12 protein-coding genes are annotated in these 12,777 nt (G+C 73.3%); 6 read left to right on the top strand and 6 right to left on the bottom strand.

The features are described 5' to 3' along the window. The first annotated feature begins 89 nt into the window (after positions 1-89). Positions 90-1,124, top strand: a complete 1,035-nt coding sequence (locus ACLB9X_RS05560) for an NUDIX hydrolase (RefSeq protein WP_410359082.1) — start codon at positions 90-92, stop codon at positions 1,122-1,124. Here ACLB9X_RS05560 and ACLB9X_RS05555 read toward each other — a convergent pair. Next, complete coding sequence (locus ACLB9X_RS05555; RefSeq protein WP_410359081.1) at positions 1,098-1,805, bottom strand: MBL fold metallo-hydrolase; 708 nt, start codon at positions 1,803-1,805, stop codon at positions 1,098-1,100. The genes ACLB9X_RS05560 and ACLB9X_RS05555 overlap by 27 nt on opposite strands. Positions 1,806-1,897: 92 nt before the next feature. Next, positions 1,898-3,262 (bottom strand): dipeptidase, encoded by a 1,365-nt coding sequence (locus tag ACLB9X_RS05550; protein WP_410359080.1) that lies wholly within the window; start codon positions 3,260-3,262, stop codon positions 1,898-1,900. A gap of 110 nt (positions 3,263-3,372) precedes the next feature. Here ACLB9X_RS05550 and ACLB9X_RS05545 point away from each other — a divergent pair, with 110 nt between their 5' ends. The 3 genes from ACLB9X_RS05545 (at position 3,373) to ACLB9X_RS05535 (ending at position 6,704) form a co-directional block, all read left to right on the top strand. Then, positions 3,373-4,641, top strand: a complete 1,269-nt coding sequence (locus ACLB9X_RS05545) for a geranylgeranyl reductase family protein (protein ID WP_410359079.1) — start codon at positions 3,373-3,375, stop codon at positions 4,639-4,641. Positions 4,642-4,812: 171 nt separating this feature from the next. Beyond that, positions 4,813-6,042: a sensor histidine kinase gene (locus tag ACLB9X_RS05540; protein WP_410359078.1), complete on the top strand. Its 1,230-nt coding sequence runs from the start codon at positions 4,813-4,815 to the stop codon at positions 6,040-6,042. Then, positions 6,039-6,704 (top strand): response regulator, encoded by a 666-nt coding sequence (locus tag ACLB9X_RS05535; RefSeq protein ID WP_410359077.1) that lies wholly within the window; start codon positions 6,039-6,041, stop codon positions 6,702-6,704. The genes ACLB9X_RS05540 and ACLB9X_RS05535 overlap by 4 nt, the downstream gene beginning before the upstream one ends. Before the next feature lie 85 nt (positions 6,705-6,789). Here ACLB9X_RS05535 and ACLB9X_RS05530 read toward each other — a convergent pair whose 3' ends face one another. Next, the gene (locus ACLB9X_RS05530; RefSeq protein ID WP_410359076.1) at positions 6,790-8,274 is read right to left on the bottom strand and encodes an MFS transporter; all 1,485 of its coding nucleotides are present in this window, start codon (positions 8,272-8,274) and stop codon (positions 6,790-6,792) included. A gap of 87 nt (positions 8,275-8,361) precedes the next feature. On the opposite strand from ACLB9X_RS05530, the gene ACLB9X_RS05525 reads away from it, so the two are divergent. Continuing rightward, entirely contained in the window at positions 8,362-8,775 is a 414-nt protein-coding gene (locus ACLB9X_RS05525) for a MarR family winged helix-turn-helix transcriptional regulator (protein ID WP_410359075.1), read from the top strand. Between the two features lie 125 nt (positions 8,776-8,900). Here ACLB9X_RS05525 and ACLB9X_RS05520 read toward each other — a convergent pair whose 3' ends face one another. The 3 genes from ACLB9X_RS05520 to ACLB9X_RS05510 form a co-directional block, all read right to left on the bottom strand. Beyond that, on the bottom strand, positions 8,901-9,641 hold the full coding sequence (locus ACLB9X_RS05520) for a maleylpyruvate isomerase family mycothiol-dependent enzyme (protein ID WP_410359074.1): 741 nt from the start codon (positions 9,639-9,641) through the stop codon (positions 8,901-8,903). A gap of 59 nt (positions 9,642-9,700) precedes the next feature. Next, entirely contained in the window at positions 9,701-10,045 is a 345-nt protein-coding gene (locus tag ACLB9X_RS05515) for an SCO4225 family membrane protein (protein ID WP_410359073.1), read from the bottom strand. Positions 10,046-10,113: 68 nt separating this feature from the next. After that, on the bottom strand, positions 10,114-11,418 hold the full coding sequence (locus tag ACLB9X_RS05510) for an MFS transporter (protein WP_410359072.1): 1,305 nt from the start codon (positions 11,416-11,418) through the stop codon (positions 10,114-10,116). Between the two features lie 76 nt (positions 11,419-11,494). Here ACLB9X_RS05510 and ACLB9X_RS05505 point away from each other — a divergent pair, with 76 nt between their 5' ends. After that, a complete protein-coding gene (locus tag ACLB9X_RS05505; protein WP_410359071.1) occupies positions 11,495-12,709 on the top strand; it encodes an ROK family protein in 1,215 nt (404 codons plus the stop codon). Positions 12,710-12,777: the final 68 nt, after the last annotated feature.

The raw sequence follows: 12,777 nt of genomic DNA, 5'->3' as shown, positions 1-12,777 counted from the left end.
GCCCCCGATCGGCCAACCCGTTCCGGCCGGGGGTTTCCGTGGCAGGGTGATGCGGGCAAGCCACTGTGGGCAACGGAAGAGGGGGACCCGTGATCGTCTGGATCAACGGTGCGTTCGGAGCGGGCAAGACGACTGCCGCACGCGAACTGATCGATCTGATCCCCAACAGCACCCTGTTCGACCCCGAACTCGTCGGCGCGGGCCTGCGGTACGTGCTGCCGCAGAAGCGGCTCGACGACGTCGGGGACTTCCAGGACCTCCCCATCTGGCGGCGGCTCGTCGTGGACACCGCGGCCGCGCTCCTCGCCGAGTTGGGCGGGGTGCTGGTCGTGCCGATGACCCTGCTGCGCCAGGACTACCGCGACGAGGTGTTCGGCGGGCTCGCCGCGCGGCGCATCCCCGTCCGCCATGTGCTGTTGCGCCCGGATGAAACGATCCTGCGCGCACGGATCGCGGGCCGGTCCGTGCACGGGACCCCGGACGGCGACCAGCGCGTCAGGCAGTGGTCGTACGACCACATCGAGCCGTATCGCGCCGCGCTCGGCTGGATCACCGCCGACGCGCACGTGATCGACACGAGCCGTATCGACCCGCACGAGACGGCCCGCCGGATCACCGCGGCCGTACGGTCCGGAGCCGCGGCCGCCTGCGACATCGTCCAGACACCCGAACCCACCGCCGAGACCGTCGCCGCGGGCGTGCTGCTCTTCGACGACCAGGACCGGGTCCTGCTCGTCGACCCGACGTACAAACCCGGATGGGAGTTCCCCGGCGGCGTCGTCGAGCGGGGGGAGCCGCCGGCCCGCGCGGGGGTACGGGAGGTCGCGGAGGAACTCGGCCTCGAACTGGCCGATGTCCCACGGCTGCTCGTCGTCGACTGGGAGGCCCCACGGGCGCCGAGCTTCGGCGGACTGCGGCTCCTGTTCGACGGCGGCCGGCTCGAGGACGGCGACGCGGGACGCATACGCCTGCCCGGCCCGGAGCTGCGCGACTGGCGGTTCGTGGGCGAGCAGGAGGCCGCGCACCTGCTGCCGCCCGCCCGCTACGAACGCCTGCGCTGGGCGCTGCGCGCCCGCGAACGCGGCACCGTGCTCAACCTAGAGGCCGGCATCCCCGTCGGCTGACGCCTCCGCCGCGTCGAGCAGCGCCGCTGCGGCGTCGTGGGTCAGCGGGTCGCCGTGGCCGAAGCAGACCGTCGACGGGGCGAGCGAGGCCAGCCGGCGCATCGACACCTGTGCCGCCGCCCGGTCCACGTTGAAGACCCCCAGCATCACCTGCCCGACCCCCGCCACGCAGTCCCCCGTGAACAGCACCCCGTGATGCGGCAGATGGAGGCCGATCGAGCCGTCGGTGTGACCGGGGGAGTGGACCACGCGCGCGCCGCCGCCGAAGTCGAGCACGTCGCCGTCCGCCAGCTCCCGGTCCACCCGGGTCGGCGGCGCGGGCGGCACCGTGAGCCCGTGCTCGTACAGCGGGATCTCCCAGTCCAGCAGTACGGGCTCGGGCACGGGCGCCTCGCCCCGTACGACCGGGGCGTCGAGGTGGTGCGCCAGCACCTCGGCCCCGTACCGCGCGGCCAACTCGCCCGCCGCGCCCACGTGGTCGCGGTGGCAGTGCGTCAGCACGATCCGCCGCAAGTCCGCCGGGTCGAGCCCCGCCCCCCGGATCGCCTCCTCGATCAGTGGCGCGGCGTCCCGGTGACCCGCGTCGACGAGCGTCAGCTCGTCGCCGTCGCGCCACAGGTAGGCCTGGCCGATGGGGAAGCGGAACATGTGCAGCTGCGGCAGTACCGGGATGACGTCCATGCGGCGACCGTACGCACAGGGGTACGCCCGCCGCCCGGAACTACGCTGCCCGCGATCTTCGCCGAGCGCGGAATCGGCCAGCCGGCAGCCGGTCAACCCCGCTTGGACTCGGCGTAGTTCACCAGGAACAGCGCCTCGGCGACCGACAGCCGCTCCAGTTCCTCGGGGGACACGCTCTCGTTCACCGCGTGGATCTGCGCCTCCGGCTCGCTGAGCCCGATCAGCAGGATCTCCGCCTTCGGGTACAGCGCGGCGAGCGTGTTGCACAGCGGGATGGAGCCGCCCATCCCGGACGCCTGCATCTCCTCGCCCGGGTACGCCACACGCATCGCCTCGGCCATCGACGTGTACGCGGGGCTGGTCACGTCCGCCTGGAACGGCTGGCCCTGGCCCACCTGTTCCAGCGTCACGCGCGCGTTCCACGGGGTGTGCTTCTCGATGTGCGCGAACAGCAGCTTCGTCGCCTCCGCGGCGTCCTGGCCGGGCGGCACCCGCAGGCTGATCTGGGCCCGCGCGCTCGCCGGGATGGACGGCGTGGCGCCCGCGACCGGGTGGCAGTCGATCCCGATGACCGTGACGGCGGGGCGGGCCCAGATCCGGTCCGCGACCGTGCCGTTGCCCGGCAGGCCGACACCGTCGAGGACCTTCGCGTCCTTGCGGAACTCCACCTCCGGGTACTGCAGTCCGTCCCACTCGGCCTGCGCGGGGAGGCCGTCGATCACCGTCGAACCGTCCTCGGCGCGCAGCGAGTCCAGGACCCGGATCAGCGCCGCCAGTGCGTCGGGCGCGGCCCCGCCGAACTGGCCCGAGTGCAGGTTCCCCTCGAGCGTGTCGACCTGGACGCGGATCATGGTCATCCCGCGCAGGGTCGCCGTCACCGTCGGCAGGCCCACCCGGAAGTTCCCCGTGTCGCCGATCACGATCGCGTCGGCCGTCAGCAGGTCCGGGTGCTCCTCCGCGTACCGCTCCAGGCCGCCCGTGCCCTGCTCCTCCGAACCCTCGACGACGACCTTCACCGAGACCGGGATGCCGCCGTTCGCCTTGAGGGCGCGCAGTGCGAGCAGGTGCATGATGAAGCCGCCCTTGCAGTCGGCCGCGCCCCGTCCGTACCAGCGGCCGTCGCGCTCGGTCAGCTCGAACGGCGGGCTCACCCAGGCGGCCTCGTCCAGCTTCGGCTGCACGTCGTAGTGCGCGTACAGCAGGACGGTCGGCGCGCCCTGAGGGCCGGGCAGCAGCCCGTACACCGACTGCGATCCGTCCGGGGTGTCGAGGAGCGCGACGTCCCGGAACCCCTCCGCGCGCAGCGCGTCCGCCACCCAGCCGGCCGCCGCCTCGCACTCGCTGCGCGGCGCCACCGCCTCGTCCGCCACCGACTGGAAGCCCACCAGCTCGGTGAGCTCCGCCTTGGCACGGGGCATCAGCGAGGCGACGGTCTCGGCGATCGGATTCGCGGTCATGGGCACGCTCCTTGCGGGTGCGACGTTGTGCGATGTGTGTACGGCGAATGCGTGGTCGATCCTCCCACAGCGGGTCGGAGAGGCCCGCGCCGTAGGATGCGGTCGAGAGCATGGGCCATGGGTCGGATCGGGAGCAGAAGTACATCGTGAGCAGCGAGAACGATGCCACCGGAGCAGAGGCGGCACAGGAGCTTGGCGGGGGTCCCGCGTGGGACGTCGTCGTGGTCGGCGCAGGACCCGCCGGAGCCTCGGCGGCGTACGCGGCGGCGGTGAGCGGTCGTAAGGTGCTGCTCCTGGAGAAGGCCGAACTGCCCCGCTACAAGACCTGCGGCGGCGGCATCATCGGCCCGTCGCGCGACAGTCTCCCGCCCGGCTTCGAGCTGCCCCTGCTCGACAGGGTGCACGCCGTCACCTTCTCGCTGAACGGGAAGCTGGCCCGCACCCGCCGCTCCAAGCGGATGCTCTTCGGTCTGATCAACCGCCCGGAGTTCGACGCCGGCCTGGTCGAGCAGGCGGAGAAGGCGGGCGCGGTGGTGCGCACGGGCGTCACCGTCTCCCGTGTGGAGCAGCACGGCCCCGCCGTCCCCGACCGGCGCACCGTCGCCGTCGTGCTGTCGGACGGCGAGACGGTGCTGACCCGTGCGGTCGTCGGGGCCGACGGCAGCGCCGGCCGGATAGGCGCTCACGTCGGCGTGAAGCTCGACCAGGTGGACCTCGGCCTGGAGGCGGAGATCCCGGTGCCGGACACGGTCGCCGAGGACTGGGCGGGCCGGGTGCTCATCGACTGGGGCCCGATGCCCGGAAGTTACGGCTGGGTGTTCCCCAAGGGCCGGACGCTGACGGTCGGCGTCATCTCGGCGCGCGGCGAGGGCGCCGCGACCAAGCGGTACTTGGAGGACTTCATCGCGCGCCTGGGGCTGGCGGGCTTCGAGCCCGCCGTCTCCTCCGGGCACCTGACGCGCTGCCGCAGCGACGACTCGCCGCTCTCGCGCGGCCGGGTGCTGGTGTGCGGGGACGCGGCGGGGCTTTTGGAGCCGTGGACTCGGGAGGGCATCTCCTTCGCGCTGCGTTCCGGGCGGCTCGCGGGGGAATGGGCGGTGCGGATCGCCGAGGCGCACGACGCCGTGGACGCCCGCAGGCAGGCGCTCAACTATGCGTTCGCCATCAAAGCGGGGTTGGGCGTGGAGATGGCGGTCGGCCGGCGCATGCTCGCCGTCTTCGAACGCAGGCCCGGGCTGCTGCACGCGGCGATCACCGGCTTCCGGCCCGCCTGGACGGCCTTCACCGACATCACGCGCGGGGCGACGACGCTCGCGGGGCTGGTGCGCACGCACTCGCTGGCGCGGCGCGCCCTGGACATGCTGGACAAGCGCGCGTAGGGGCGCGTACGGGCCGCGCACATGCCCATGCGGCGGACGGTGCCGGCCGGCCCGCGCGGATGCGGGCGCGCAGCTCGGCCCCGCGGCACCGGCCGTACTGCACAGGGAGTACGTGCGACCGCCACGCCGGGGTGACGTCGACGTGCCGCGCCCGGGTCTAGCGTGGCCGGTATGGAACAGCAGCGCCCGCGCAGATGCGGTGGTCCCCCCTGGGCACGGGGCGGGCCACCGCTGATGCGGCAGTGGGAGGAACGGCGGGACCGGGGCCGGATCCCTTGGGTGTCGACCGTGGCGCTGGCCGTCTTCGTCATGATCGGCACCGGCTTCGCCGCCGAGGGGCAGCCGGCGCGGGAGCCGCTCGACGCCTTCGCGCGCGTCCTGCTTCTCCTCGGCCCCGCGCTGCTCCTGCTGCGCATCCGGTACCCGGTCGTCGCGGTCTCGGGCGTGTGTGCGACCGCGTTCGTGTACTTCGCGGCCGGCTACCCGTACGGACCGGTCTTCCTCACCATCGCCGTCGGCTGCTTCTCCGCGATCGTCGCCGGTCACCGCCGCGCCGCCTGGTGGTCCATCGGTCTGCTGTGGGCGGGCCACCTGCTGATCGCGCACTGGCTCTACCGCTATCTGCCCCCGGGCGGCGACGCCGCCGCCCCCTGGGGTCAGGAGGTGTTCGTCACCGCCTGGGTGGTCGCGGTCGTCGCCGCCTCCGAACTCGTCCGCGTACGGCGCGAGGTGTGGGCCCGCGAGCGTGCCGAGCGCGCGGCCGCCGAGAAGCGCCGCGCCGACGAGGAACGGCTGCGCATCGCCCGCGAACTCCACGACGTCCTCGCCCACTCCCTCTCCGTCATCAACGTCCAGGCGGGAGTGGGCCTCGCCCTCCTCGACTCCGACCCCGGACAGGCGCGGACCGCGCTGACCACCATCAAGGCCGCGAGCAAGGAGGCCCTCGGGGAGGTACGCCAGGTGCTGGACACCCTGCGCACCCCCGGCGACGCCCCCCGCGCGCCCGCCCCGGGCCTGGCGCGCCTGCCCGAACTCGTCGAGCAGGCGGCGAGCACCGGACTCGCCGTCGACGTCGAGACGGCGGGCACCCTGCCCGCACTCCCGCCCGGCGCCGACCTGGCCGCCTTCCGGATCGTGCAGGAGGCGCTCACGAACATCGTCCGGCACTCGGGTTCGCGTACCGCCCGGGTGCGCATCGCCTACGCCGTGGGCCGGCTCGACCTGCGGATCGACGACGACGGGCCCGCCACCGGTTCCGACGCCGGGGGCAGCGGCAACGGACTGGCCGGGATGCGGGAGCGGGCCGCCGCCCTCGGTGGCACCATCGAGGCGGGTCCGCGGCCGGACGGCGGCTTCCGGGTCCACGCCGAACTGCCCGCGCGGCCCAAGGAGACGACGTGATCCGCGTACTGCTCGCCGACGACCAGTTGCTGGTGCGGGCCGGTTTCCGGGCACTGCTCGACGCCCAGCGGGACATCGAGGTCGCGGGGGAGGCGTCGGACGGCGAGGAGGCCGTGCGCCTGGTGGGCGAACTGCGGCCGGACGTGGTCCTGATGGACGTCCGTATGCCACTGCTCGACGGCCTCGCCGCGACACGCCGGATCACCGGCGACGAGCGGCTGAAGGACGTCAGGGTGGTCATGCTCACCACCTTCGAGCTGGACGAGTACGTCTTCGAGGCCATCCGCTCCGGGGCCTCCGGCTTCCTCGTGAAGGACACGGAACCGGAGGAACTGCTGCGCGCGGTACGGGCGGTGGTGGCGGGCGACGCGTTGTTGTCGCCGGGCGTCACGCGGCGGCTGATCGCGGAGTTCGCCGCCCGGTCCAAGGCCCCGGCGAAGGCCGAGGGGCTCGACGGGCTCACGGAGCGCGAGCGGGAGGTGATGGCGCTGGTCGGCATCGGCCTCACCAACGAAGAGATCGCCCGCCGCCTGGTCGTCAGCCCGCTGACCGCCAAGACGCACGTGAGCCGGACGATGGTGAAGCTGGGCGCCCGCGACCGGGCCCAACTGGTGGTGCTCGCCTACGAGTCGGGCCTCGTACGGCCGGGCTGGCTGGGCTGAGCCGCAAGCGGTGCAGTGGCCGCAAGCGGTGAAGCGGCCGGCGGGCAGGTGCCCGCCGGCCGCGTCCCCCGTGGCGGTGCGGCTCTCAGTCGCCGACCTTCACCCGCTCCGGCTCCGCGGCCGGCACGGACGTGGCGACGACCATGGACTCCCCGGCGGCGCGCCGCGTCGCCCGCAGTCCGGTGAGGGTGATCAGCAGTCCCGCGGCGGCGATCGCGGTGACGACCGCAAGACCCGGCCGGAAGCTGTCCAGCACCTCCTGTGCGGAGTGGCCGGTCTCGCCGCCCGCGGTGATCACGGCGGTGACCACGGCCAGGAAGATGGCGCCGCCGACCTGGATCGAGGTGTTCAGCAGGCCGGAGACCATGCCCTGCTCGTGGTCCTCGACACCGCTCGTGGCCTGGATGTTGAGCGACGGGAAGACCAGGGCGCACGCCGCGCCGAGCAGCAGCATCGACGGCAGGATCACCGCGGCGTACGTGGGCGTCAGGTCGATCTGGAGGAACAGCGCGTACGCGACGACCAGCAGCGCGAAGCCGGTGGCGATCACGCGGGGCGTACCGAAGCGGTCCACGACCGAGCCGATCTTCGTCGCCGACAGCGCGACCAGCGCGCCCGCGGGCAGGAACGCGAGGGCGGTCTGCAGGGCCGACCAGCCGAGCAGTGACTGCATGTACTGGGTCACCAGGAACTGGAAGCCCACGTACGAACCGAAGAAGAACGCCGCGCCGAGGTTCGCCCTGATCTGATTGCCCGAGCGCAGCACGCCCAGCCGGATGAGCGGGTGCGCGCTGCGGCGCTCGATGGTGACGAACGCGGCGAGCAGGACGGCGGTGGCGGTGAAGGAGAGCAGGGTCTGCGCGGAGGCCCAGCCCACTTCGGGCGCCTGGACGACGGTGAAGACGAGCAGCAGCATCGACAGTGTGCCGGTGACGGCGCCGGGCAGGTCGTAGCCCTTGCCGGAGTCCTCGCGGCTGCTCCTCGGGATCAGCCTGATGCCGGCCACGAGGGCGATCAGGGCGATCGGCGCGGGCAGCAGCATGGTCAGCCGCCAGCTCATCTCGGTCAGCAGCCCGGAGAGCACGAGGCCCATGGAGAAGCCGGTGGCGGCGCAGGTGGTGTAGATCGACAACGCGCGGTTGCGCTGCGGGCCCTCCTTGAAGGTCGTGGTGATGATCGACAGGCCGGCGGGAGCCGTGAAGGCGGCGCTGAGGCCCTTGATGAAGCGGCTGGCGATCAGCAGCGGGCCGGAGTCGACGAGGCCGCCGAGCAGGGACGCCAGCGCGAAGACGGCGAGGGCGACGAGGAAGACGCGGCGGCGGCCGAGGAGGTCGGCGGCGCGGCCGCCGAGCAGCAGCAGGCCGCCGTAGCCGAGGATGTAGCCGCTGACGATCCACTGCAGGGTCGAGGTGGACAGTTCGAGATCGGTGGCGATCGAGGGCAGCGCGACGCCGACCATCGAGACATCGAGGGCGTCGAGGAACATCGCGGCGCAGAGCACGAGCAGGGTGCCCCACAGGCGTGGGCTCCAGCGGTCCTGCGATGTGGGGACGTCGATCGGAGAGGTCATGCGGAGCACACTACATGCACATGCATTGACTGCAAGTGCATTTAATTCCGGTGCAACAAAGTGCGTCGTTTCTGCTAACGTGCGGTCATGGCTGCGACGAAATCGGAGCGCGTACTCGTGCAGGAGTGGCGGGACGTCCTCGCCCTGCACGCGCGCACGATGTGCGAGCTCGATCGTGAGCTGCACAGGTTCGGGCTGGGCGCCAGCGACTTCGAGGTGCTGGACGTGCTCGCCGAGTTGAGCGACGGGGACGCCGCGGATGCGGGCGACTGCTCGTCCCGTGTCCAGGAGCTGGCCTGCCGTGTGCACCTCAGCCAGAGTGCGCTCTCACGCCTGATCGCCCGCCTGGAGAAGGACGGTCTGGTGACCCGGGGCATGTGCGCCGAGGACCGCCGCGGGGTGCGGGTGGCGCTCACGGACCAAGGCCGCGCGCGCCACGCCGAGGTGAAGCCACTGCAGCGCGCGGTGCTGTCGCGCATGCTGCCGGGTGCGACGGACTGACCACGGACAGAACACGCTGACGTCGAGCGCACGGTACGTGACAGGGCGGGCACGTCGCCGTGCCGGCGGCCCTGTACGTACCTCACAGGTGGCGCGCCTCCGGGCCGGCGGCCCGAAAGTGCCCGTTACCAGGTGATGGCCGACGTCTCGCGCCACAGGCGGGCGAGTTCCGCATCGCCGGTGACCGACACGGCGTCCAGGGGCAGCCTGTTCCACAGCGTCAGATAGAGCCGCTCCGCGGACCCGCTCAGCTCGCCGTCGCACGGTCCCTCGCCGCCGAGCTCCGTGCGCGCCGGCTCCTGCGACAGCCGTACGGTCCACACGTCACCGGTGTCCGTCGCCGTTACGCGCAGCACCTTGGGGGTCGCGGTGCGCACCCGGCTCTTGTGCCGTGCGTGGAACGCCGTCAGTAGCTCGTCGATCCCGTCGGCGGCGAACTCCGCGGCGACCGGCCCGGGCTTCCCGCCCGACGCCGACTCGGCGTCCGCCCGGTGCACCGCCGTCTCGTGGGCCTGGCGCCGCGCCCAGAAGGCCAGCGGTGAGGGGGCGGGCAGGAAGGACCAGCACGCGAGGTCGGCCGGGGCCTCGCTCAGCGCCGCCACCAGCAGCCCGTGCCCCTCGCGGAACCATTCGAGCAGTGCGTCGCCGTCGAGATCGGGCTCCCCGGCGGCCGGTACGTACGAGCTGTGTCCCTCGGTGACGAACGACGTCGCCCAGCGGTGCACCATGCCCGTGTGCCGCAGCAGGTCCCGCATCCGCCAGCCCGGGCACGTCGGCACGGGGGCCGTGGGGCCGGCCGCGTCGGCGGCCGCCGCGAGCAACTGGCCCTCCCGGACCAGGGACTTGATGTGCACCGAGGTCTCCATGGCGCAGATTCTGCCAGCGCGGCGGGGCCTGCTCCAGGGTGCCCCGTGGCCCCTGGGCGTCAAACCCTGTGCGGGCGTGCGGTCTGCGGTCCGCCGCGCAGCAAGCGGACGAACAGGCCCAGCGCGCAGGCCTGTACGAGGACCGCGACGACCAGTGCCGGGTAGAGGAACGCGGCGGACTCGGCCACGCCCTCCCCGAACAGAGAGCCCAGCGCCATGAGCGCGAAGATCGTCGGCGCGGTCAGCAGGAACAGCCATATGCCGGCCAGCGACGCGTCCTCGTGATGGACGAACAACGTGTCGACGGCCACGAAGAGGGCCGCCGCGGCGACCAGTGCCAGGTAGATCCTGGACGCGAGGTCGCCGAAGGTCAGTCGTGCGAGCGAGGTCAGTCCAGCGTGCATGGCCGTCTCCCTTGGTGGTCGTCGTCCTCCCAGGCTGCGCCGGTCCGGGTGCCCGCACCTGAGTACGACTACTCAGCCGCCATGGGCGAAACGGCCCGGTCCCGTGAGTCCCGGGCATCCTCCGAGCGCCCCGCGGACCGGTCGCGCCGCGCGACCTCGGTGCCGGGGGCGGAGGCGTGACGTGCACCGTACGCGATGAATGCGGCTCCTCCGGCCAGCGCCGCCACCGTCGTCAGCGCGACGGGCAGCGAGAACCAGTCGGCGAGGAAGCCGATGGCGGGCGGGCCCAGCAGCATGCCGCCGTAACCGAGCGTGGAGGCGGCGGCGACACCGGCTGGCCCGGCCAGCGCGCCCGCCCGGCCGACGGCCACGGGGAAAATGTTCGCCAGGCCCAGACCGGCGACGGTGAAGCCCAGCAGCGCGAGCCACACGGTCGGTGCGAGCGCGCCGAGCAGCATCCCGGCCGCGGCGGTGGCGCCGCCGGCGACGAGCGTACGGGTCTGGCCGAGCCGCTCCAGCAGCAGCGTGCCGGTGAGGCGGCCCGCCGTCATGGCGAGGGCGAACAGCGAGTAACCGGCAGCGGCCACGCCCGGGTGCGCGTGCAGATCCTGCTCCAGGTGCAGCGCGCTCCAGTCGGCCATCGCGCCCTCGCCGTACGCGGTGCACAGCGCGATCACGCCGAAGAGGACGACCAGATTGCGGGTGCGCCCCGTCAGGCGCGCGGGTGCGGTCGCGGTCGCGGCGTCGTCGGCGGCCGGCGCCGGGTGCGCCAGGAGCACCGGTCCGGCGACGGCGGTGACCAGCAGGCCGAGCCCGGTCAGCGCGAGCAGGTGCACGGTGGGCGACAGGCCGCCGGCGACGAGACCGCCGAGTCCCGCGCCGAGCATGCCGCCGAGGCTGAACGCCGCGTGGAAGCCGGGCATGACGGGCCGGCGCAGGGCCGCGACCAGGTCGACGGCCGCGCTGTTCATGGCGACGTTGATCCCGCCGTACGCCGCGCCGAAGACGAGCAGCACCAGACCGAGGGCGAGTGCGGAGTGCGTCAGCGGAGGCAGCGCCATGCTCAGCGAGAGCAGCACCGCACTGCACACGGTCACGGCGTGGCTGCCGAAGCGGCGGCACAGCCGGCCGGTCAGCGTCATGGTGACCACGGCGCCGGCGGAGACGCCGAGCAGGGCGAGGCCGAGGTCGCTCGCGGAGGAACCGGTCTGTTCCTTGATGGCGGGGATGCGGACGACCCAGCCGGCGAAGAGAAAGCCGTCGAGGGCGAAGAAGACGGTGAGGGCGGTGCGGAGGCGGGACAGGGAGAACGCGGCGGTGTTTCCGCCGGGCCCCCCTGAAGCGGCCGTCCGGAGTTTGTTTAGAAGCGGCACAAAGTCAGGATAGGGGCTCGCGGCCGTTGCGTACAAGGCGGCTGCTCACTGTCCGGATCATGGGACACTCACGTGCATGAACGGCAAGGCGACGAGCAACCGGACGAGACTCGAAAGGGGCCGCAGCGCCCTCGGCCCGGCACTGGAACTGGTGCACACCGGGCGGGCGCCCACGCGTGCCGTCCTCACCGCCGAGCTCGGCGTCACCCGCGCCACCGCCGGAGCCGTCGCCGCCGAGCTCGAAGCGCTCGGCCTCATCCGGGTCGACTCCCGGCCCGGCGCCGCCGCCGGGTCCCAGGGCCGCCCCTCGCACCGCCTCGCCGTCGACGACACCGGCCCGGTCGTGCTCGCCGCCCAGGTCCACGCCGACGGATTCCGTGCCGCGCTCGTCGGCCTCGGCGGCCGTACGGTCGCCACGGCGCCCGGCTGCGTCACGGTCCAGGCGGATCCGGCACAGGTGCTCGGCGAGGTCGTCGACGCGGGCGCCGCGCTGCTGCGCGAGAGCGGCCGCCGCTGTGTCGGCGCGGGCCTCGCCGTGCCGTCCGCGGTCGCCGAACCCGAGGGCACCGCCCTCAACCCCCTGCACCTGGCCTGGCCGGCCGGCGCTCCCGTACGCGACATCTTCGCCGAACGCGTCGCCGCCGCGGGCATCAAGGGGCCCGCCTTCACCGGCAACGATGTCAACCTCGCGGCACTGGCAGAGCACCGCCACGGCGCCGGCCGCGGCGCCCAGCACCTGCTGTGTGTCGCCACCGGCCACCGCGGCGTCGGAGGGGCGCTGGTACTCGACGGCCGCCTGCACACGGGCAGTTCGGGCCTCGCCCTGGAAGTCGGCCACCTCACCGTCAACCCGGAGGGCCGCCCCTGCCACTGCGGCAGCCGCGGCTGCCTCGACGTCGAGGCCGACCCCCTCGCCTTCCTGACCGCCACGGGCCGCGACCCCGGCCCCGAGGTCTCGCTGCTCCAGCAGTCCAGGGACCTGCTGCGCGGGGAGTACGACGACCCGGCCGTCCGGGGTGCGGCGGAGGCACTCATCGACCGCCTCGGCCTCGGCCTCGCCGGACTGGTCAACATCCTCAACCCGGACCGGATCATCCTCGGCGGCCTCCACCGCGAACTCCTGGAGGCGGACCCCGAGCGCCTGCGCGCGGTCGTGGCCGACCGCAGCTTGTGGGGCCGCAGCGGGGGAGTCCCGATCCTGCCGTGCACTCTCGACCACAACTCTCTCGTGGGCGCCGCGGAACTGGCCTGGCAGCCCGTCCTCGACGACCCTCTGGCGGCGCTCGCCTGACGCACCGACGGGCATGGCCGGCCACCCGTCCGGAGGACCGCCCGGCGGCCCGCGCCGTGCTTGCGGGT

The organism is Streptomyces sp. 5K101, assembly GCF_046506645.1.
Lineage (GTDB): Bacteria > Actinomycetota > Actinomycetes > Streptomycetales > Streptomycetaceae > Streptomyces.
The sequence above is the reverse complement of the archived record's forward strand: the minus strand, read 5'-3'. Positions and strand labels throughout refer to the sequence as shown.

Coding starts and splice junctions, on each gene's coding strand:
- ACLB9X_RS05520 (WP_410359074.1), bottom strand. CDS start 9,641: ATGGAGACCTCGGTGCACATCAAGTCCCTGGTCCGGGAGGGCCAGTTG.
- ACLB9X_RS05505 (WP_410359071.1), top strand. CDS start 11,495: ATGAACGGCAAGGCGACGAGCAACCGGACGAGACTCGAAAGGGGCCGC.
- ACLB9X_RS05530 (WP_410359076.1), bottom strand. CDS start 8,274: ATGACCTCTCCGATCGACGTCCCCACATCGCAGGACCGCTGGAGCCCA.
- ACLB9X_RS05525 (WP_410359075.1), top strand. CDS start 8,362: ATGGCTGCGACGAAATCGGAGCGCGTACTCGTGCAGGAGTGGCGGGAC.
- ACLB9X_RS05540 (WP_410359078.1), top strand. CDS start 4,813: ATGGAACAGCAGCGCCCGCGCAGATGCGGTGGTCCCCCCTGGGCACGG.
- ACLB9X_RS05545 (WP_410359079.1), top strand. CDS start 3,373: ATGGGCCATGGGTCGGATCGGGAGCAGAAGTACATCGTGAGCAGCGAG.
- ACLB9X_RS05515 (WP_410359073.1), bottom strand. CDS start 10,045: ATGCACGCTGGACTGACCTCGCTCGCACGACTGACCTTCGGCGACCTC.
- ACLB9X_RS05550 (WP_410359080.1), bottom strand. CDS start 3,262: ATGACCGCGAATCCGATCGCCGAGACCGTCGCCTCGCTGATGCCCCGT.
- ACLB9X_RS05555 (WP_410359081.1), bottom strand. CDS start 1,805: ATGGACGTCATCCCGGTACTGCCGCAGCTGCACATGTTCCGCTTCCCC.